Source organism: Myxococcus eversor (assembly GCF_010894455.1).
Classification (GTDB): domain Bacteria; phylum Myxococcota; class Myxococcia; order Myxococcales; family Myxococcaceae; genus Myxococcus; species Myxococcus eversor.
Genome location: NZ_JAAIXY010000024.1, coordinates 1 through 17,969, shown reverse-complemented (window position 1 = coordinate 17,969; position 17,969 = coordinate 1). Strand labels below are relative to the sequence as shown.

Sequence of the window (17,969 nt, the reverse complement as noted above, 5' to 3'; positions counted from 1 at the left end):
CTCGTGGACGGCGTCCGTCAGCGGACTAGAGGTTGAGCTCTCTCATGAGCCTCGTCACGCGCATCTCGGCCTCATCAACCAGCTTATCTGCGGCAATCCATGCCGGGCTTCCGTCCGCCGTAGCAAGCCGCAGATCCTTCCGTCGCTCCAGTTCCTCGCGCCAATAGACGTACTGCATTCGGCGCACCCAATCCTTGAGCTCGTTCAACACGCGCACCCCGGCCCCTGGTGGCACGTGTTCGCCTTCGGGATGCAGGAGTCACCACAGGGCTTGCTCGTGGTCCCGCAGCGCTTGCAGCACGTGCCTCCACCGCCGCCCGAGGTGGACTCGCAGGCGAAGGAGTCGAGGTCGCAGTCGGAGCCCCTGGGACAGTTCTCGAGGAGTTCCCACGAACCACCGGCCGACGAGGGAACACAGTGAAGAACATCCCCGTCGCCGCACGTTCTGGACCCCACGCCTTCGGCCTTGCAGGAGTCTCCGGCCTTCGTCTCCATGTCGCACCCCTGCAGTGTCAGCGCAGCCACGAGCAACACCATCAACCTGGTCATGGTCCCCCCGTCAGATGAATGAGCAGGGGTGTATGCTTTCAGCGTCGGGGGATACCTCGCAAGCCAGCGCTAGCCCTTGGACTCGGGCCACAGCTCGAGCTGCCCGGCCCCGCTCTCCTTCCGCGCCCGAGGGGCCAGGGGTGCCGGAGGCTGAAGGAGCAGGCTACGGGCATAGGACTGGGCAGCCTTCCGGAGCCGGTCCTTCGCCCTCGCGAACTCCTCCTCGTCGTCGCCAGCGTCCGCGTAGGCCAGGGCGGCCGCGACGAGCCTCTCCCACGGCGTGGCGTACGTCTCCGCCACGGGCGTGGACAGGGACTGGCCCCGCGTCGCCCTCTTCTGATGCGCGTGGCACTGCCTCCGACCTGGCGCGGCGGTGCGGGTGCAGTCGCCGATTGTGCACCTCTCCTGGGCACACGCCGTCACTTTCCCCTCCTCTCCTGGATTCGCATGGCTACCTCACCGGGGACCAGCGGGCATGCAGCCGGACCCAGGCGCCGAATCCGGAAAGTCATCCGTCTCGACAAGCTCTGCACGCACAACGGGAGCAATGACGAATAGGGCAATGCGCTCCCCGTGCCGGAACTGCACGTCGGAGTTGCCCGCCGTCACCACCATAAAAACTTCGCCGCCATACCCGCTGTTGATGGTTTCGAGGTGAACGTTCAGCCCTCGCAAATTGGAGCTTCCTCGCGGCCGGACTTGTCCCTCGTGGCCTGAAGGGATGGAGAAGGCGAAGCCGCTATGTAGCCGGACGGTAGCTCCCGCCTTGACGTGGATGCCGTCCCACCCCTCGCCGCCTGCCGGGTTCCGACTCTGGACGCAGACCCGCAGGTCCATGCCGGCGGCACCGTCATTCTCGTATGCCGGCAGCGGCAGGTCATGCGTCCCGATTCGCTTCACGTGAACCTTCACCATGCGTCCTCCTTTCGATGGTCCCGCAGACAAGTGGGATGACTACCCGCCGTCCTGTCCCGGCTTCTCCCGCCGCAAGTACTGCGCGACGGCTTCCCGGTACAGCACCGCCTCATCGAGGTCCCTCGCCTTCGCCAGCGCCGCGATGGCTTCGGCGTCGGACTTCGGGTACCGCACCGCCTTGTGCACCGACTCCTCAGCTGGGGCGCCGTGCTCCCCCTTGAGTGGTGCCAGCGGCTTCTTCCGGAAAACCTGTTGGTAGTGGCCCGAGCAAAACCCCTTGGTCTTGGCCTCCCTCTCGCACACCCACCCATCCCCACGCGCTATGCAAACCGTCATCCTTCCTCCTCCCGCCCTCAAACATAGCCCAGGGCGTCCTGGGGGCCTGTGCCTGGCCCGGCGGCCCCCAGAGGGGCGGGGCCACCCCGTGCTGGCGGCGGCCCCGGTACTTCAGACTCCGGCGGGCTTCCAGGCCTCGGACAGCTCCCCCTGGGTCACCGTGGCGTAGCTGTCATCCGAGGTGCTGGGGCGGGGGAAGTTCACCGATGCCTTCCCCTCGCTCAAAACCGTGGCCAGCGAGAACGGGCGGTACTTCACTCCGTTGTGCTTGATGTGCTTCCCCTGCCCGTCCACTTCAATCTGCTTCGTCGTCTGCATGGCGTGCTCCCCGTGTGTCGACCGCCGTCAGTGGCGCGTCGATGGGAGATATATACAGATAGAACACGTCTGTCAAATCAATAGGGCCGGACTCGCCATTCTCGCAATTTTCCACATATGGTCATAGATATCCGACAGGCGGAACACATTCGTCGGCATACCAGTCACCCCGCGCGCGCTCGAACATCTCCCACAGGCGCCGCGTGGACTCTTCCACCCTGCGCCGGGCCTCCCGGAGCTCCGCCACGGCATCGGCCACCCACTCAGGGACGGGCGGTGGCACGTAGCCCTGGCTCGCCGCGAACACGCTGAGGGCCTCACGCAGGACGTCGTTGCGTGAGCCTCCCCGGGCGTCGGCGAGGCCATTGAAGAAGGTGAGCATCTCTGGCGAGGCGAGCCGGGCGGTGATGACGGGCCAGCCTTCCGTCTCCGCGTCCGCATCCTTCGAGCGGTGGCGTCGCGCGTCGAGTGGGCGCCCGCGTGCCTTTCGCTTCCGGTGGGTGTCACACAGCCCCTTCACACGGACAGGCCGAACGCACCCGTCGACGATGCACCCCTTCTTCGGCTGCGCGCAGTCGGCCATGACTACCTCACCGGGGGCCCAGCGGGCAGGTGGCCACCAGAGCCGGGCGGGGCGGCTGGGATTCCGAAGCGCCGGCGGATGTCGGAGATGGTCGGCTCGAAGCCAGCGAACCGCTCGAGGACCGCCTCGGCTGGCCAGCCCTCCCTCAGCATGTCGGCGGCGATGGCGTCCCGTCGCTCCCGTGCCATGGCCAGCGTCCACCCGTTGAGCGGCGCGTCGGGGCCCTCGTCCTGCCCGTTGCGCGGGGCCGTTGCGAGGCTCCTCCGCAATGCCTGCTTCCGGGCACGGGCGTACAGCCGCCCGCACTTCTCGCTGCACCAGTCGCTGGGGGCGCCCCTGCTCTTCCTGCCTGCCGGGTTCTCGCACCCGGGCCGGGAGCACTTCCTCTCCGGGCACGTCATGACAGCGTCCCTTCGGCACGCACCGCGGCCCTGTCCCCGGCCACCACCAGCACGAGGCCTGCGACGTCGAGCACCAGCGCGCGGCCCAGTTCGCCCTCCATCCAGAAGCTGGCGCTCGCGCACCACAGCGCGCCACCTGCCAGCCCCAGGGCCGCACCCCGAGCACGGAGCCACCTGCGGCGCCTCTTCTCTTCCAGCGGCGTCAGGAGCGTCATGGGGCGACCCCTCCGCGCACCTGTTCAAGCTCGAGCGTGAGACGCGCCACCTCGGCTTTGAGGTCCACGTTCTCTTTCGCGAGGAGGACCCACGCGTCCGTTGCCTCGCGCCACTCAGGGCACTGAGCGTCCATCTCACCCCAGTAAAATCCACCGCGCTCGGCCATCCGCTCGACGCTCTGCTGGGTACCGTACTGCTGCGCATAGGCCGCCCAGGAGCGCTCGGCGACGGCCCACGGGACGCTCAGCGGGCCCGGCTTCGAGCGGCGGTCCATCATGAGGGGGAACTGCGGGAAGCGAGCTCGGACGGCCGCCACGCACCCGTCGCACTTGTACTGCGCATCCCGGTGTCCGCACGCTTTCATGGGGCATCCCCTCCGAAGAAGTACGAGGGCGGCTTGCCCTCCAGGGGGTCAGAACCGTTCTGACCCTTCGCCTCAGGGGACTGGACGGAACAGACCCCCTCCGGAACGGACGGGCCCGAAACGGTGTGAATCGGATTCACACCCTTGCCGTCCCACTCCGTGCCATGCAGGTGCCCGGGCGTCAGCGCCAGGAGGCTCTCGCGAAGCTCGCGGATGTGCCGCACCAGCTTCCGGTCCGCGCTGCGCACGAACGACGGCAGGTCCGCGTCATCTCCCCCGGGGGCCTGCTGGGGCTCTATGGCCGCCACCCACGGCCCCGGAGTCGCCGCCTTCGCCTTGGCCTCCAGGTCGTCCAGCACGGTCGTGGTCAGCTTCACGGCACACCACCCTCCGGCTGCGTCTGCTCCGACGCCAGCGTCCTGCACCCCCTCATCCCGTGGGCGAGTCCGCCCAGAACGAGCAGCACAGCCATCGTCCAAACGAATAGCTCCCGCGTCAGGCGCAGCTTCGTCAGCTTCGTCTTCAGCTTCGCCAGCTTCAGTTTCAGCGTCGTCAGCTTCTTCATCGCGTCTTCTCCTTGCGGTAGGTGGCAGGCGTGGCCAGCGCCCTGACGTCGGCCAACTTCTTGGGTGGGGCTGCGGCAGCGCGCTTCTTCTCCAGCCGGTTCCGGTTGCGCGTCTCACGGGCCTTCCGCGCGCGTTCGGCGCGGGCGGCGGCGTGGGCTGCTGCCTCCGCAGGGGTGGCGTGCCGCTGGCCGGTCGCCACCAACTCGACGCGCGGCGCCTTGGCGTCGTCCTCGCGCGAGGCCTCGATGCGGATGACCTGGTCATCGTCCAGCCACGCGACGCCGTTGAGGCTGTCCCCCAGCACCTTGAGGGTGTTGTCGAGGTCACCCGTTCGGCGCGGGCGGAACACCGTGAGGACGAGGTGCACAGGCCCAGCGAGCGGTTGCGTACGGGCGAGCGCTGCAGCGTGGGCGACCTGGGCCTTGTACGCCTTGGCCTCGTCCGACGGCACCATGCCGCGCCCCTTGCTGGCCCTCCAATACGTGTTGGCACTGGGCGGGTACGGCAGAACCAGACGCACTTCAGCTTGCGCGCACGTCACAGCCCCACCGCCTTCGCGATGTTCTCCACCGCCTCTTGAGTCAGCGAGTCCCACACCGCAGAGAGCGCCGCGGCGACGTAGTCCCGGCGCTCCTCACCCGTCCGGTACAGCGGCACGTCCTCCCGCCGCCGAGCCCACAGGCTGAGCATGAGGGCCGGGCTCACGTCGAGGAGCGCCGCCGCCCGGAGGGATTGGGCATGGGTGAGACGCGCCCGGTGGCCGCGTTCGACGTCGCTGACGCGTTGGACAGACGCGCCGATGTGGCGCGCCACCTCCGGTTGGGACAACCCAGCCCGCATGCGCGCGTCGCGGAGCGTATCCCCGAGTGACCGGTCGTACTTCACACCGCGACTCCGCAGGGGCGCAAAGGCGGCAGGCGCATCTGTCGGGCACCGGGGGAGCGTCGGCGACTGCCCATGGACTGGGGGCACATGTTGCTTTGGTTCTGGGGCCACGACGCCCACAGTTAGGCTGCGCTCCCTCGCCACTCGGAGGATGGTGCCCCTCTCGCAGCCGAACCGCTCGCACAGCGCGCCGATGCTGACACCTTGGCGAATCGCCTTTGCAATACGGCCGTCGCGAGCGATTTCGCCAGCCCCTCCGTCCAGCGGCAAGCTGTATTCGAACCCTGGGTCATCGCTCACGGCGTCTGCGCGTGGGCGCATGCCGGTCCGCCTCCGGTTCGCGGCCTCGTCCCCACATCGGGGACTGCACCACTTTTGAGTATGCCGGCGCGGAATGAACGCCTTGCCGCATTGGCATTTCGGCGTCTTCGGCGCCGGGAGAACAGACTCTGGCGACATCCCGAGCGCACGCACCCATGCGACCATCCTCTCCCGCGACGAGAACGGCGGCCTCTTGCCCAGTTCAATTTGCCCCATGTACGTGGGTTCAATCCCCACGAGATTTCCAAGCTTGCTCATGGTGAGCCCCTTCTTGAGCCGAGCCTCCCGCAGGAGCCTCCCAACTCGATTCACGTCCTCGCACGTCATGGTTTGAGACCTCCCTCTGCGATTCGCTGATGTAGGAGGCACGTGCAGGCCTCCCGGGCGTTGCTGCGCGAGAAGCGGCACCCGCGCTCGTGCCTGCCGTAGCGGTCCAGCGCGTGGGCCAACTTCCGTTTCGATTCCTCCAGCTCTGCAATGCGCGCAGTCGCCAGGCGCAGCGCCTTGTCCTGGTCGGGGTGCTTGCGGCACGTCATGGCGCGGCCTCGGCCTGTGGCATCTGCGGGCACTTGCCCCTGTGTCGCCTGCGCGGCCTGCCCCAGCCGCTGTACTCCGGGAGCGGTCCACCGCAGAGGTCACAGTCCTCCCGCGCGCCACTGGGGCGGGTACGTGGCGGAACGAGGGCTGGCAGGACAAGGGGAACCGGTAGCGCCCCAACCACGTCCGCGAGGCGGTCCATGACATCCGTCGGCAACGCCGCCCACCGGGCCGACAGGATGGCCGCGACCTCATCGTGGCGCCCATGCCCAGTCACCGGCAGCACGAACTCGCCGCGGCGCTGGGCGACCGCTCCGAGGATGGACTCGGGGGCCAATCCAAGGGCCCGCGCCCACTCAATCAACCGCTCGCGCGGCGGCGACGTCCGCCCCGTCTCGACGAGCGAGACGTAGGAGCCAGAGACGGAGAGGAGTTTCCCCAACTGGCGGACGCTGAACCGTGCCTTCTTCCTCGCAGCCAATAACGTCTTCCCGACTGCGTTCATCTCGTTGCAATTCACGGCGATGCCTCCTCGGGGCGCAGCGCCCCGGTGTACGGGTCCATCAGCAGCACGCGCCCCTTCCAGCCCTCGTCCCGGCACAGGGCGGTCATCCCCTTCGTCCCCTTGCCCAGGCCCGGGTCCGTGTGGGCGGCAGCCCAGCGCACCACCCAGCCCCGGCGCGCGTATCCGCGGAGGGCGCGGTGCATCTGCTCGTTGCGCACGCGGCTGGCGCGCTTTCCGAGGTCCCAGTCCGCGGGGAACCTGTCGACGTCCTCGACCCGGAACCACGGCCACTCCAGGTGGCACGCCGTCTCCCAGAGCTTGTCCGCGCCGTGGGCCCCGGGCGGGTCGCCCCTCCGCGGGCTGCCGGCGCCGTGCATGAGGCGCGCGCCAGGGCACCGCGCGAACTGGGCCACGTAGCGGCGCAGCTCCGGCAGGTGCGCCAGCGTCAGTCCCGAGGCGCCGGTGCCCAAGAGGATGAGCTTCGTTGCGCAGGTCATGCCTCACCTGCCACGCCCAGGAGGATGAGCGACGTCGGTTGGAGGTCCCGGAGGAGTGCTCGCGGTACCAGCGCCAGGGCCCTCACCAGCGCCTCCCGGCTCGGCGCCGCCCTCTTGCGGTTGGCCCAGTCCACATCCGGGTGGCCGTCCATGAATTGCTCGGCGTGTTCGATGAGCGCTGAGACGTCGTCGCTCGGTCCGCGCTGGGAGGACTGCACGGCACCGATGACGGCGAGCACGGCCTGGAGGTGCACGCGCGGCGAGTCGAGCTTCCGGTGCGTCACGGTGCCACCCCCTGGGCCTGCGCGCGACGGGATTCCACCCAGGCAGCGACGCCGGGCGCGGAGAGCTCGTGCACGCCCGCGTCGGCGGCATGCCAGCACGGCGTGCACAGCCGGTGGCCCCACATCTCCGACACAGCCTCCCGTCCGCACCCGGTGGCGCACGGGCCGCCGACTGCCTCCTGGCGCCCCACGTTGAGGTCGGCACGGCGACGGGCGTCGGCAGGGGCCACCGGGGTGGTGAGCACCGCGCCGTCGTGCTGGCCGGGCACGTGCTTCGGCCAGACCCTGTCCGAGATGAGCACCGATGCCGGGCACGGCCGCTCGAGCCTCTGGGCCCACGCGTCGTCCAGGTAGCTCCGGCACGTCGTGCGGAGCTTCTCCTCGTCGCCGCCACACGCAGCGAGAGCCGTCGCATGCCACTCTGGCCACCGGGCCGGGGCCCTGCGTTCGACAACGGCGCCCGGGAAGCGCCGGTGCCGTTCGTCGGTGAACCACGCGAAGAAGGCCTTGTCCGGACTCGGGGTGGCGTCCTCCATCCACTTCGGCTTCCGGCGGATGGCGGGTGCCACCGGGGCGGCGACAGGCCCCATCGTGTCCACCGGGTGGACATGTCCGAGGTGGACATCCGAGGTGGACAAGGTGGACGTGTCCGAGGTGGACATCTCGCGCGCGCCTTCAGCAGCAGCCTTCTTCTCAGCTCTCTGTCGCTTCTTGTCGTCTCGCCACTTAGCTCTCTGCAGCTCAGCCTTCGGCTTCGCTGTTGCTTCCCCCCTACCCCCCTTCATGTCCACCGAGGGCTGGTGGACTTCGGTGGACATGTCCACCTCCGTGGCGCGGACATCGCGGTGGACAGGCTGGTGGACATCCACACGCGGCGAAGCGGGGACAGTCACCGGGGACAGCGTGGCGCGGGACTCCAGCACCTGGGCCATGGCCTGCCGGTAGCCCTCGGCGATGCCCTCAGCGTGGGCCGCCCGGGTCGCCAGTTCCAGCGCCGCCTCGCGCTCGGACTCCAGCTCCGCGCGTAGCGCCTCCATCTCTTCGTAGGCGCGGGCCAGGTCGGCCGCGATGGCCTCCACCTGGGCCGTGGCGGGCCCGGCGACGGCGCGCGCGCGGGTGCCACTCCCCGGCTGGGGGAGGACGCTGTCCTGGGCGCTGGGCGTGGGGCAGTCGGGCATGGGCTACGGCTCCGGAGTGGCGACAGGTGCGGAAGGAAGAAGGGGCGTCGGCGCGCAGCAGCAGGCCGGGAGGACGGGCTGGCTGCGGCACCCCGCGCGGTAGGCGGTGCCGTGCTGGCAGGTGGGCCACTCGCCCTGGTGGGCGGCCCGGACGCGCTCCGTCGCAGGGAGAGGCGCGTGCGGCGTCAGCACACCCTCGTCGGTGTATTCGCCGCCCAGCATCATCGCGCCGCAGACGGAGCACTGGGTGGCGCGGAGGAGGCACTTGCTCATCGCCCACCTCCGACGAGGGGCCAGCAGGAGCGCCACCAGCCGATGTGCTCGACCTGGGCCGCGGCGCGTACGGCGTGGTTCCCCAGGGGGATGCCCAGCTGCTGCCGGTTGGCCATCATCCGGCAGACGTGGGCCAGCTCCTGGTGCCAGCGGTGCTCCACGAGTGCGAAGAGCAGAGGACTCATGGGCGTGCCTCCGTGGAGCAGACGTGCGGCGTGCAACTGCACTTCCACGCCTTGCAGGTGGAGCACCTCACCGTCGCGAGGGTGCAGCCGGGCTGCTTGCACTTGACGATGCACTTCTCACGGAGCCCCTCGCGGGCGATGGGCACGGAGCACCCCGTGGCCTTCGACTGGTACTGCGCCCACCGCTCCTCGTCCTCGCGCACCACCTGGCCGTACCCGGCGCGGACCTGGGCCTGGACGTCGGGCGGCAGTTCCCATAGCTCTCCCTCACCGCGCAGCTCGCACGGCACGGACGCGGGCAGCGTGACGACGTCCTCCAGCCACAGCGTCACCGGGCCCCCGTACCAGGGGCTGCTGGCGAAGTGCCGCCAGCGGTGGTGCTGCGCAGCGGCCGGGTACTCGGACACCGCCGCGAGGCGCCCCACGGCCACCACCACGCGCGTCGGGAGCTCGTCCTCGGGCGGGGTGCAGATGGCCACCTCGCGGCGGAACCACTCCACGAGGGCATCGTCCCGGCCCTCGCCGGCGCAGACGGCCACGTATGCGCCCGGGCCGACACCCGCGGGCAGGCCAGGCACGTTGAGGACGCTGTTGCAGCGCCTGGCCACGGCGCGGGCCCATGCGGGTGCCACGGTGACGGCAACGAGAGGTGCGCGCTCGGTGGCGCAGGCGCTCACGGGGCACCTCCAAGCAGACCCGCCATGGGCAGGCCTCGCATGGGCTCATCCGCGGGCGAGAGGCAGAAGGGGCTGAACCAGATGCGCTCGCGCAGGGCGTTCTCGTGGTTGCCGCGCGCGGCCGCATAGCCGCCGGGCGCCTTCCACGCGACGCAGCGCCAGCTCGAGGGCATCTCGTGTTCCCCCTCGTAGCCGCACAGGGCGATGCGCAACCGGGGGTTGTCGCCATTCTCCAGGGCCCACTCGCGGACTAGGTGGGCCACCTGCAGGTCCTCTTCCGCGTAGATGCTCGGGTCCCGGTCCGCCGCGTCGGAGTACGGCGGGTCCAGCATCACGCCCGTCACACCGATGCGCTCGGTGACGTTGGGCGAGAGGATGCGGCTCCAGTCGCCGCAGCAGACGCGGACGTGCCGCAGCCGCTCCGCCAGGGCCTGCATCCAGTCGTAGACGCCCCCCCGCTTCCCGCTCGCGAGGACTCCGCGCCCGGTGGCTCCGCTGTCCCCCGCCAGCATGGGAATCTGGTTCGACAGGCGGAGCACGCCCTTCCCTCCACGGGCGAGGCTTGGGCGTTTCTCCCAGCCGGCCGAGCCGGAGAGGTCCTGCACCCGGCGGGCGTGGATGCCATTCCCGTGGCTCAGGTGCGGACGCCGCGCCCATTCGGTGTTGCTCCAAAGGTCTCGCAGGCGTGCGTCCTGGGTCTCGCGCACCGAGAGCTGGTGGACGCCACGCCCCGGCTTGTCGAGCATCGGCCGCTTCGAGTACTCGCTGGTGGCGATGCCGCACGTCTTCTCGGCGCCGGCCGCTTCCTGGGCCTCCCATGAAGGCTGGGCGCACCAGCCGCTGCCAATCCACTGGCAAAGTCCCCACACCCACCAGCCGGCCACCCGCGCGTCGAAGTACTCGGGGTCCGCGCGCATCCGCTGCCGGAAGTCCCCCTGGGCCACGAGCCACCGGTGGCGTGCATGGAGGTCCGCCTCGTTGACGGGCCAGTCCGTGTGGCTCGCCACCTCGTCCGGCGCGGCGCGGAGCGCCCGCCAGAAGTTGGCCAGGTACGTGTCGCGGTCGTTCACCGTCTCCACGCCCGGGGGCGTGGGGCGGGCCAGCAACACCGCGAGGCTGCCGGCGAAGGGCTCCACGTAGTTGGCGACGTCGCCGAACGCCTCCCACACCAGGTGGGCGGCCCGTGACTTCCCGCCGAACCACGGGAACGGAGCTCGGAGGCGAGTGCCGGTGCTCATGCCGCCCTCCGGCCCGCGAAGGCGTCGCCCAGGTTGGCGCGCACGACTGCTTCGGCAGCCTCGGGGCAGACGCTGTTTCCGATGAGCCTGACCTTCCCCGCCTTGCTGGGGACGGCGCTCAGGTCGTAGCCCTCGGCGTACTTCCCGAACTGGGCGCGGAGGAGCTCGTGGGGCTCCAGCATCCGGAGGCCGATGTCGACAATCTGGTGTTCGACGCCCTCCACGAGCACCAAACCCATGCGCCTGACGGCGGTGATGGTCCGCATGGGGTCGTCGAGCCGCTGCCCCTCGCTCCCGGACCCGTAGTAGGCGGTGAGGAAGGCGCGGACCTCGGCCACGTGGATGCCGCCCGCGGTGATGGTGCCGAGTGGCTCCTCCACGGAGGCGGCGCCCGGCTGGTTCGCCGCGGTGCCGCGGAACGTCGCCAGCGTCACCGCAGCCAGCGCGTGGTGGTCCTGGGTGGTGATGGTGTCCAACGGCCCATCCGCCCGGATGCCGGGCGTCACGTGACCGCCGTAGCCCTTGGCGATGAACGGGGCCACCAGGTGGTGCTCCTGGAGGAACGTCTGGACGAGGGCGTGCTTGCGCCCCTGCGCGACGACGGTGCCCAGCGGCGCGTGCAGGTTGAGCGTCCGAGCCTCCTGCCCAAGCCGCTCGCCATACCCCGCCTGGATGAGCGTGGGCGCTACCAGGGCATGGCCTCTGCGCGTCGCCGTCACCGTGGACAGCGGTGCGTCGATGGATTCACTCCTGTCCACCAGCCCGCCGTGATTCACCTTGATGATGAAGGGGCGCGGATTCTCGAACACGTACTTCCGGATGCCCTGCGCGACCCGCCACAGCGTCTTCTTCACGAGCGGCTTCTTGCGCCCGAAGATGGAGCGAACCGGCAGGCTCCAGTCGATGCACTCCGCCGCGGTGTGCATGGGCAGGAGGCCGGGGCCGTGCGTGGGCTCAGGCCAGACGATGGGCTGGCCGTCACGGCGTGCGACGAGGAAGAGGCGCTTGCGGTTCGTCGGTGCGCCGTACTTGCTCGCGGTGAGCAGGCGCCACTCGACGCGGTAGCCCAGCAGCTCGAGCTGGCCGCGCCACATGTCGAAGTACTCGCCCTTCCGCTCCGGGATGGGCATGTCGATGAGCTTGTCCCCCTCCTGCAGGACGCGCCCATCCGGCATGACGTGGCCCACCTCGTAGAGGGGGCCCCAGCCGACGAATTCCTCCACGTTCTCCAGGAAGATGATTTCCGGCGAGACGTCGCGCGCCCAGCGCACGACGACGTGCGCCAGGGAGCGGATGTTCTTCTGTCGGGGCTTCGAGCCGCGCGCCTTCGCGAAGTGGGTGCAGTCGGGCGAGGCCCAGAGAGCCCACACCTTCCAGGACTTCAACGGGCGTCCAGACCTGGCACGGTGCTTTCTCAGAAGCTTCACCACCTCGCGAGGCGGCGTCTTCCAGATGTCCTCGGCAAGGCACAGCGTGTTGGGGTGGTTGGCCTTGTAGACGCGAATGGCCGGTGGGTCGTGGTTGAGGGCCACGTCAGGGTCCCGCCCGACAGCAGCGGCAACGCCGGTGGACGCGCCGCCACCGCCCGCGAACAGGTCCACGATGATGCCCTGACTGCAGCTCATGAACGGCTCCGACGGCAGGCGGCGCCGGCCAGGACAGCGGCACCGAGAAGGAGGACGACAGACACGCCGGCCTTGAGCGCGGCGTGCCACTGGTGGATGTCCGCGCGCGCGGAGTGGGCGCCAGCGCAGGAAAACGCGAGGGCGAGCCCGGCGAGGACGACCGTGCGGGCGCGAGGGCTCACGTCGAGGCCCCCACGCGCGCGAACTCGACGCGCCACACCCAGGGGTTGACGGCCCACGACTCCTCGCCGTTGATGGAGCGCCAGAGCGACGCGAACGACTCACGCGCCGTCGGGTGGTAGGTGACGTGCTCGAAGGCCGGCTCGGGCTCGTAGTTGCGCCAGCCGCACGCCTCCGGGTGCCGCTCGACGCCCTCCGCCACCGCGTCGTCCTCGGTGATGTCGTGCAGGCGGTCGACGCGGACCGCCGTCACCTCCAGCGTGAGGCGCGAGGCCCAGCGCGGCATGTGGATGGAGGGGCGCCAGCGCTCGGGCTCGTAGTCCGACGCGAGGTAGTAGATGTCGCCGAGCTTCTCTCTCCATGCGGCGGCACGGTCCGCGCGCCACACGACTTGCTCGCCGTCTGCGCCGCAGTCATCGAGCGCCCACGTCTCGCGCACCCAGAGCCGGTCCCCGGGCTGGCCGTAGGGGCAAGGGGGTGAGAACTCGCGCAGCGACTGAGCGACACCCACAGCAGGGCACCGCGCGTGGAACTCGGGCGAGAAGTGTCGCTCCTTCACAAGCCGACGAGTCACCGTCTTCCGGCCGTCCAGCAGCGCTTGGACCATCGGCCCAGAGAAGAGGAGCGGACGCTCACGCATGGCGCGCCTCCGCCGGGTACTCGTCCCAGGTGCGCCCATCGAGCATCCGGCCCGCGTGCTTCTTCCCCAACTCGAACAGGGTGTGGACCTCGCCTCCAACAGGAAGGGGTTCGGTGGGGAACGTCGCGGACGCCACCGTGCAGCGGCGCGGCGCGTCGTCTGGGACGCCCTCCGGGAGCGCCTCATAGAGCGCGTCGGCCTCGGACTCCGTCATGGTGCAGTAGGGCTTCCACGCCCCCCACTGCTTGAAGAAGAAGGCGACCCCGGCCTTCACACACTGGTCACGCAGGCGCCTCGCCCACACCGGGTGCATGGGACGAGCGCCTGGCCCAGACTCACCGCCGACGATTGCCCAGTGAATGCCGGCCAGGTCCACTGTCCCGACATCCTCGAGCAATGGCTCGAAGGAGATGAAGCGAACCGCCGCCGGCGTCGCGCGGAGATGAGCGATTCGCTCGACGCGCATCCGGTCCTCGACGGACACCCCCAGCCACACGTTGGGGTGAGCGCGCTCCCACGTGATGGGGCTCCCGGGGACGACCTCGATGCCGTCGACGACAGAGCGCCTGCGCGCCCACTCCACATACTCACGCATCCGGTCCGCCCGCTTCGTCAAGACCTGGAAGGTGTGTCGCTCCGCGAGGCGCATGGTCGCGAAGACGCGGTCGATGTCCTCAAACGAGAGCGCCTCGTGGAAGAGGTCGCTCATGGAGTTGACGAAGACGCGCCGGGGCTTTTTCCAGCGGAGCGGCTCGTCAAGCTTCGCGGGGTCCAGCACCACCTTGCCCGTCCACCGCGGGCCAGCCGGAGTGGACTCCACGAGCCCCTCATACGGCTGGCCCAACCCTGACATGCGGATGGCCATTCGCTCTGCGTAGCAGCCGCCCTTCCGGCTTCCGGGAGTGCCACCACCGCACCCGGGAGACTTCCGGCTGCAGCCCTTCGTGACGTTCCAGACGACGTCCGTCCACTCGATGCTCGTCTCAGCCATGGCGCACCCACTCTCCGTGCCGCACGCGGCGGACCTTGTTCAACTTCGCGAGTCGCGAGAGCGTCGCCTTGACGGCGCGCACCGTTATCCCGGCGTGCTCCGCCACCAGCGCCACGCGCATTACGCCAGCGTCGAGGGCCGCCAGAACCTTGCGCTGGACAGGGGAGTCCGACGGGTTGTGCCCGCTCACGTAGCGGCGCGGGCGGTTGCAGCCGTCGTACTTGGGGAACGTCGAGCCGCAGCCGCATGCGCACTGGACCAGCGGGTTGGGGCCGCCGGGCACGCGCAGTCCGCGCTCGTGCTTCCGGTGCTCGGCGCGGTGCTCGTGCTGGGTGAGCACCTCGAGGTTCGCCGGCGCGTTGTTCTGCTTGTCGCCGTCCTTGTGGTGGACCTGCTCGCCCTCAAGCAGCGGACGCCCCAGCACCTGCTCGGCGACGAGGCGGTGCTCGTAGGCGTAGCCGCGGACGTCGGCCGCCGGGTGCCCCACGCCCACCCGGATGAGCACGTAGCCGTTGGAGGCGAGGGAGCGTCCGCCCTTCCAGTTGGGGTTCCGAGCGCCGCAGTGAGTCTCACCCACGGGGAGCCTCCTTCGCGTTGAGGTCTGGGCCCGCGCACTCGGCGCCGGAGTCAGTCGAATGGGCCGGGCGGATGATGAGAAAGAAGGCGTCCTTTCCGAGCGGCTCGAAGCGCGCCACGGAGCGGTCGATGACATTGCCGCACGTACAGACGACGGGGCCCGAGCGGATGACCTTCCCCTTCAACGTGAGACCCTGCGGTACGGTGCTCACGCGTCGCTCCGGCGCTTCCGCTCGGTGGGCGTCGCCAGCCCCTCGCCCGCGTCCGCGTCCTCATCCGCCTCGAACATGGAGCGCTGCCGGTCGCGGAACTCCCCCTTCTGGCGGATGACCTTCGCCAGCGTCCGCGCCTGCATGGACAGGTCCGACTCCTCCTTCTTGAAGTCCTTCATCGCCGTCGACTTCGCCTCGCGGCAGGTGTCGAGCTTGTCGAGGATGGCGGCCAGCTCCGTGGACTTCTCCAGCAGCTGCTCGCGGGTGTACTGCACGAACTCCTGGGTGGACTCGCTCATGACTCGACTCCTTCGGTGGTAGTGGCAGTGACTGGGTGGCGGGAGGCCTCGCGGAGCCCGGACTCGGTAGGCACCAGGGAGCGCGCAGTCATCGCGTCGCGGTCCAGGCAGCCCTTGCGCACCAACGCCTTGAGGTGGTCGTTGACGCCGTTGGTGGACGTGATGCGGAACGTCTTGCCGATGTCGCGAATGCTCGGCGAGAACCCGCGCCGCTCCCGGACGTCGACGATGAAACGGAGAATCTCCCGCTGCCGGGCGGTGAGGTCATTCTTCGCGGCGGCGGTGGGTTCGCCAGGGTCAGCAGCCGGACGGCGACGACCAGGAGCACAGTACGGGCACGGCATGGCTAGACCTCCTCAGCGAGTTGCAGTTCGACGGCGTAGTCGTTCAGGTTGAGCGGATGGCCCGAGCGGGCGGCGGCACAGGCCTGGCGGGCCATGACGTCGCGGGCCGTGTCGTCGGCGTCTCGGCGCGTCCGTGCGTCCACCTCAACGGACTCGAGTCCGTCGCCACGGATGACGGTGCGCCAGCCGAGCGGCCCGGGCACCGAAGTGAATGCGATGTGCCCACGAATGGGCGGAGGGCACGTGCTCATGCGCCACCTGCCTTGGGGCGGTAGAGGACGGGCTCGGTGTCGTTGGGCAGGTACAGCGGGTGCTGCGGGTGGCCGTCCTTCGTCGTCTTGAACGCGTAGACGTCCGCATGGGCGGTGAGCACACGGAGCACCTGGCGCGGGCGCTCGCGCACCACCTGCGCCTTGCTCTCGGCGTGCAGCGTCCCCCATGCCGCCATCACTCGCCCAACGGCGCCGGCCGTGCCGGTGCCGAAGTCAGCGCCCGACACCAGCAGCGCCAGCCACGCGTCATTGTCCGGGCCCACCGCGCCCGGCACGAGGGTGAGCGCGTCCGGGTCAGTGGCCCGCCACGCACAGACGTTGCCCTTCACGAGCGCGCCGAAGCCCCAGCGCTTCGCGAAGCCCACCTCCTTGCGGATGGTGTTGTCGTCCAGCTTCTCGTCGGCGGTGCTCGGGTTGTGGCCAACAACGACGAGAGCGGGAGCATCGCTCCACCGGCGGCCCAGGACGTACCGGTAGCATCGGTCGTCGCTCAGCACGGCCCATGTGCTCGGACACGTGCTCATGACGCCACCGCCTGAGCCTGCTGCTCGGCGGCCAGCTCCGCGCGAAGGGCAGCAACCAGCGCCGGCCACACCTGCTCGGCGAACGGGAGGCTCGTCTTCTCCGCGATGTAGTCGGGCGTGAGGCGCGACAGCCACGAGCGGAAGCATGCGGAGCCCGTCGCGTTCCACCGGTACACGTACCCGCCCCAGTCAGAGAGCGCGAAGAGAGAACCGTCGGACCGAAGGATGATGTCGGCGAGCCAGTGGCCCGCGTCATTGCGGAGGGCGTACTGCCAGACGACGGGAGTAGCCGGCGCGGGCGGCGCGGCAACCTGCGCCTCCAACTCGTCAACGCGGGTGAGCAGGGCACGGACATCCTCCCAGGACGCGGCGATGAACCGGGCGTCCGGGTGGTTGATGTCCGTGACGCGCCCCCGCCCCGTGGCGGTGTCGGGGACGACGAGCTCCGGCAGGTCGGTGAGGATGCCCTCCACCGAGAACAGGGGCTGCGCACCTTGCGTCCCCCAGCGGCTGAATTCGATGACCGACGTGGCGCCGCGCACGTGCAGACCGACCGAGCGGGAGCGGAGGTACCCGAACCAGAACCACGGGCCCTTCGTCGCAGCGGCATGGCGCGCGCGGATGACAGCCAGCTTCTCCGTCCAGGTTGCGGAGGTGCTCACGATGCACCCCCATCCCGCGCCGGCTCCTGGAGGGCGGCGTGCTCGGCGCGGGCGTCAGCGAGCTTGGCCCTGGTGGCGCGCGCGGACACGGCAGGGCCAGTCCCGGTGCAATCCGGGATGAGCTCGCGGTCCTTTCGGCGCCAGTGGCCACCCTCCTTCCGCTGCCACGCGCGGAAGCCCTTCGCAACGCGGACGCTGCAGCCCACGTTGTTGCGGGCCCGGACCCCGCCAGTGTCTGGGTTGCCCCTGAGGTGCGGTTTGGCGGTGGCGCTCATCGGCCACCGCCCGTCTTGGTGGACGTGCCCCCCCGCGCGCGGGACGCACGGGCAAGGTTGACGAGGGCTCGGACGCTCGCCTCCAGCCAGGAGGCAGCTTCGGCAGGCCCAGCGTCGCCATGCTGGACACGCCAGCGGCCGTCCTGGAGGCGCGTGCTGTTGGTGGTGAAGGTGCCCGGGAGGACGTCACCCGACGCCTTGGGCGAGCGTGGCCGGGTGATGCCGCCACCAGTAGTAGGGCGGGTCATCGCACACCGCCAGAACCAGCAAGGGCCAAGCTCCCATCCGCACTGGGCATGCCATCGGCGCTAAGTGCGCGCCGTTCGGGCAGTTTTCGGGCAGAGGGGGCGGCGCAAAGAGAAAGTGCCTGGGACGCTCGGGTAGAAACCCCAAGAATTCCAGGCACTTCCCTCTTGCGCGCGATACAGGATTCGAACCTGTGGCCTTTGGCTCCGGAGGCCAACGCTCTATCCAGCTGAGCTAATCGCGCAGAACCGCTGTAGCGAGGCGACAAGTAGCCGAACTCCCCGGCCGACGCAAG

The 17,969-nt window shown here is 69.8% G+C and carries 30 protein-coding genes, 1 tRNA gene and 2 pseudogenes; all 33 read right to left on the bottom strand.

Annotated elements, in window-relative coordinates:
* Positions 1 to 25: 25 nt before the first annotated feature.
* Positions 26 to 211, bottom strand: coding sequence for a hypothetical protein (locus G4D83_RS36680; RefSeq protein WP_163869562.1), 186 nt, complete (start codon positions 209 to 211; stop codon positions 26 to 28).
* Positions 212 to 618: 407 nt separating this feature from the next.
* Positions 619 to 972, bottom strand: coding sequence for a hypothetical protein (locus G4D83_RS36675; protein WP_163869561.1), 354 nt, complete (start codon positions 970 to 972; stop codon positions 619 to 621).
* A 33-nt stretch (positions 973 to 1,005) separates the two neighbouring features.
* The gene (locus tag G4D83_RS36670; RefSeq protein WP_163869560.1) at positions 1,006 to 1,464 is read right to left on the bottom strand and encodes a dUTP diphosphatase; all 459 of its coding nucleotides are present in this window, start codon (positions 1,462 to 1,464) and stop codon (positions 1,006 to 1,008) included.
* A 39-nt stretch (positions 1,465 to 1,503) separates the two neighbouring features.
* On the bottom strand, positions 1,504 to 1,650 hold the full coding sequence (locus G4D83_RS36665; protein WP_163869559.1) for a hypothetical protein: 147 nt from the start codon (positions 1,648 to 1,650) through the stop codon (positions 1,504 to 1,506).
* Positions 1,651 to 1,911: 261 nt separating this feature from the next.
* Complete coding sequence (locus G4D83_RS36660) at positions 1,912 to 2,118, bottom strand: hypothetical protein (RefSeq protein WP_163869558.1); 207 nt, start codon at positions 2,116 to 2,118, stop codon at positions 1,912 to 1,914.
* Positions 2,119 to 2,239: 121 nt separating this feature from the next.
* On the bottom strand, positions 2,240 to 2,701 hold the full coding sequence (locus G4D83_RS36655; protein WP_163869557.1) for a hypothetical protein: 462 nt from the start codon (positions 2,699 to 2,701) through the stop codon (positions 2,240 to 2,242).
* A gap of 2 nt (positions 2,702 to 2,703) precedes the next feature.
* The gene (locus G4D83_RS45685; protein WP_205522806.1) at positions 2,704 to 2,889 is read right to left on the bottom strand and encodes a hypothetical protein; all 186 of its coding nucleotides are present in this window, start codon (positions 2,887 to 2,889) and stop codon (positions 2,704 to 2,706) included.
* A gap of 209 nt (positions 2,890 to 3,098) precedes the next feature.
* Positions 3,099 to 3,317, bottom strand: a complete 219-nt coding sequence (locus tag G4D83_RS36650; protein ID WP_163869556.1) for a hypothetical protein — start codon at positions 3,315 to 3,317, stop codon at positions 3,099 to 3,101.
* On the bottom strand, positions 3,314 to 3,595 hold the full coding sequence (locus G4D83_RS36645) for a hypothetical protein (protein ID WP_163869555.1): 282 nt from the start codon (positions 3,593 to 3,595) through the stop codon (positions 3,314 to 3,316). Before G4D83_RS36645 ends, G4D83_RS36650 begins: the two co-directional genes overlap by 4 nt.
* A gap of 83 nt (positions 3,596 to 3,678) precedes the next feature.
* A complete protein-coding gene (locus tag G4D83_RS36640; RefSeq protein ID WP_163869554.1) occupies positions 3,679 to 4,059 on the bottom strand; it encodes a hypothetical protein in 381 nt (126 codons plus the stop codon).
* Positions 4,056 to 4,247, bottom strand: coding sequence for a hypothetical protein (locus G4D83_RS36635; RefSeq protein ID WP_163869553.1), 192 nt, complete (start codon positions 4,245 to 4,247; stop codon positions 4,056 to 4,058). Before G4D83_RS36635 ends, G4D83_RS36640 begins: the two co-directional genes overlap by 4 nt.
* Positions 4,244 to 4,768, bottom strand: coding sequence for a RusA family crossover junction endodeoxyribonuclease (locus tag G4D83_RS36630; RefSeq protein ID WP_275902413.1), 525 nt, complete (start codon positions 4,766 to 4,768; stop codon positions 4,244 to 4,246). The genes G4D83_RS36635 and G4D83_RS36630 overlap by 4 nt, the downstream gene beginning before the upstream one ends.
* A 17-nt stretch (positions 4,769 to 4,785) precedes the next feature.
* Positions 4,786 to 5,133 (bottom strand): helix-turn-helix transcriptional regulator, encoded by a 348-nt coding sequence (locus G4D83_RS46550; protein WP_240357036.1) that lies wholly within the window; start codon positions 5,131 to 5,133, stop codon positions 4,786 to 4,788.
* Between the two features lie 459 nt (positions 5,134 to 5,592).
* Positions 5,593 to 5,781, bottom strand: a pseudogene (locus G4D83_RS47340) (helix-turn-helix domain-containing protein); the annotation flags it as partial.
* A gap of 205 nt (positions 5,782 to 5,986) precedes the next feature.
* Positions 5,987 to 6,511 (bottom strand): helix-turn-helix domain-containing protein, encoded by a 525-nt coding sequence (locus G4D83_RS36620; RefSeq protein WP_163869550.1) that lies wholly within the window; start codon positions 6,509 to 6,511, stop codon positions 5,987 to 5,989.
* Positions 6,508 to 6,993, bottom strand: a complete 486-nt coding sequence (locus tag G4D83_RS36615; protein WP_163869549.1) for a hypothetical protein — start codon at positions 6,991 to 6,993, stop codon at positions 6,508 to 6,510. The genes G4D83_RS36620 and G4D83_RS36615 overlap by 4 nt, the downstream gene beginning before the upstream one ends.
* The gene (locus G4D83_RS36610) at positions 6,990 to 7,277 is read right to left on the bottom strand and encodes a hypothetical protein (RefSeq protein ID WP_163869548.1); all 288 of its coding nucleotides are present in this window, start codon (positions 7,275 to 7,277) and stop codon (positions 6,990 to 6,992) included. The genes G4D83_RS36615 and G4D83_RS36610 overlap by 4 nt, the downstream gene beginning before the upstream one ends.
* Positions 7,274 to 8,455, bottom strand: a complete 1,182-nt coding sequence (locus G4D83_RS36605) for a FliH/SctL family protein (RefSeq protein WP_163869547.1) — start codon at positions 8,453 to 8,455, stop codon at positions 7,274 to 7,276. The genes G4D83_RS36610 and G4D83_RS36605 overlap by 4 nt, the downstream gene beginning before the upstream one ends.
* Positions 8,456 to 8,458: 3 nt before the next feature.
* Positions 8,459 to 8,728, bottom strand: coding sequence for a hypothetical protein (locus G4D83_RS36600; protein WP_163869546.1), 270 nt, complete (start codon positions 8,726 to 8,728; stop codon positions 8,459 to 8,461).
* Complete coding sequence (locus tag G4D83_RS36595; RefSeq protein ID WP_163869545.1) at positions 8,725 to 8,913, bottom strand: hypothetical protein; 189 nt, start codon at positions 8,911 to 8,913, stop codon at positions 8,725 to 8,727. Before G4D83_RS36595 ends, G4D83_RS36600 begins: the two co-directional genes overlap by 4 nt.
* Positions 8,910 to 9,590 (bottom strand): hypothetical protein, encoded by a 681-nt coding sequence (locus tag G4D83_RS36590; protein ID WP_163869544.1) that lies wholly within the window; start codon positions 9,588 to 9,590, stop codon positions 8,910 to 8,912. Before G4D83_RS36590 ends, G4D83_RS36595 begins: the two co-directional genes overlap by 4 nt.
* Complete coding sequence (locus G4D83_RS36585; protein ID WP_163869543.1) at positions 9,587 to 10,828, bottom strand: DNA adenine methylase; 1,242 nt, start codon at positions 10,826 to 10,828, stop codon at positions 9,587 to 9,589. The genes G4D83_RS36590 and G4D83_RS36585 overlap by 4 nt, the downstream gene beginning before the upstream one ends.
* Positions 10,825 to 12,453, bottom strand: a complete 1,629-nt coding sequence (locus G4D83_RS36580; protein ID WP_163869542.1) for a DNA cytosine methyltransferase — start codon at positions 12,451 to 12,453, stop codon at positions 10,825 to 10,827. Before G4D83_RS36580 ends, G4D83_RS36585 begins: the two co-directional genes overlap by 4 nt.
* A gap of 178 nt (positions 12,454 to 12,631) precedes the next feature.
* Positions 12,632 to 13,273, bottom strand: a complete 642-nt coding sequence (locus G4D83_RS36575) for an ASCH domain-containing protein (RefSeq protein WP_163869541.1) — start codon at positions 13,271 to 13,273, stop codon at positions 12,632 to 12,634.
* Positions 13,266 to 14,264, bottom strand: a complete 999-nt coding sequence (locus G4D83_RS36570) for a phage Gp37/Gp68 family protein (RefSeq protein WP_163869540.1) — start codon at positions 14,262 to 14,264, stop codon at positions 13,266 to 13,268. Before G4D83_RS36570 ends, G4D83_RS36575 begins: the two co-directional genes overlap by 8 nt.
* Positions 14,257 to 14,841, bottom strand: coding sequence for an HNH endonuclease signature motif containing protein (locus tag G4D83_RS36565; RefSeq protein WP_205522805.1), 585 nt, complete (start codon positions 14,839 to 14,841; stop codon positions 14,257 to 14,259). The genes G4D83_RS36570 and G4D83_RS36565 overlap by 8 nt, the downstream gene beginning before the upstream one ends.
* Positions 14,834 to 15,052, bottom strand: a complete 219-nt coding sequence (locus G4D83_RS45680) for a hypothetical protein (protein ID WP_205522804.1) — start codon at positions 15,050 to 15,052, stop codon at positions 14,834 to 14,836. The genes G4D83_RS36565 and G4D83_RS45680 overlap by 8 nt, the downstream gene beginning before the upstream one ends.
* Positions 15,049 to 15,351, bottom strand: coding sequence for a hypothetical protein (locus G4D83_RS36560; RefSeq protein WP_163869538.1), 303 nt, complete (start codon positions 15,349 to 15,351; stop codon positions 15,049 to 15,051). The genes G4D83_RS45680 and G4D83_RS36560 overlap by 4 nt, the downstream gene beginning before the upstream one ends.
* A gap of 62 nt (positions 15,352 to 15,413) precedes the next feature.
* A pseudogene (locus G4D83_RS46545) lies at positions 15,414 to 15,617 on the bottom strand (LexA family protein); the annotation flags it as partial.
* An 80-nt stretch (positions 15,618 to 15,697) separates the two neighbouring features.
* A complete protein-coding gene (locus G4D83_RS36550) occupies positions 15,698 to 15,946 on the bottom strand; it encodes a hypothetical protein (protein ID WP_163869536.1) in 249 nt (82 codons plus the stop codon).
* Entirely contained in the window at positions 15,943 to 16,491 is a 549-nt protein-coding gene (locus G4D83_RS36545) for a DUF1643 domain-containing protein (protein WP_163869535.1), read from the bottom strand. The genes G4D83_RS36550 and G4D83_RS36545 overlap by 4 nt, the downstream gene beginning before the upstream one ends.
* Positions 16,488 to 17,153, bottom strand: a complete 666-nt coding sequence (locus G4D83_RS36540; protein ID WP_163869534.1) for a hypothetical protein — start codon at positions 17,151 to 17,153, stop codon at positions 16,488 to 16,490. Before G4D83_RS36540 ends, G4D83_RS36545 begins: the two co-directional genes overlap by 4 nt.
* A gap of 691 nt (positions 17,154 to 17,844) precedes the next feature.
* Positions 17,845 to 17,918, bottom strand: a tRNA-Arg gene (locus G4D83_RS36535).
* Positions 17,919 to 17,969: the final 51 nt, after the last annotated feature.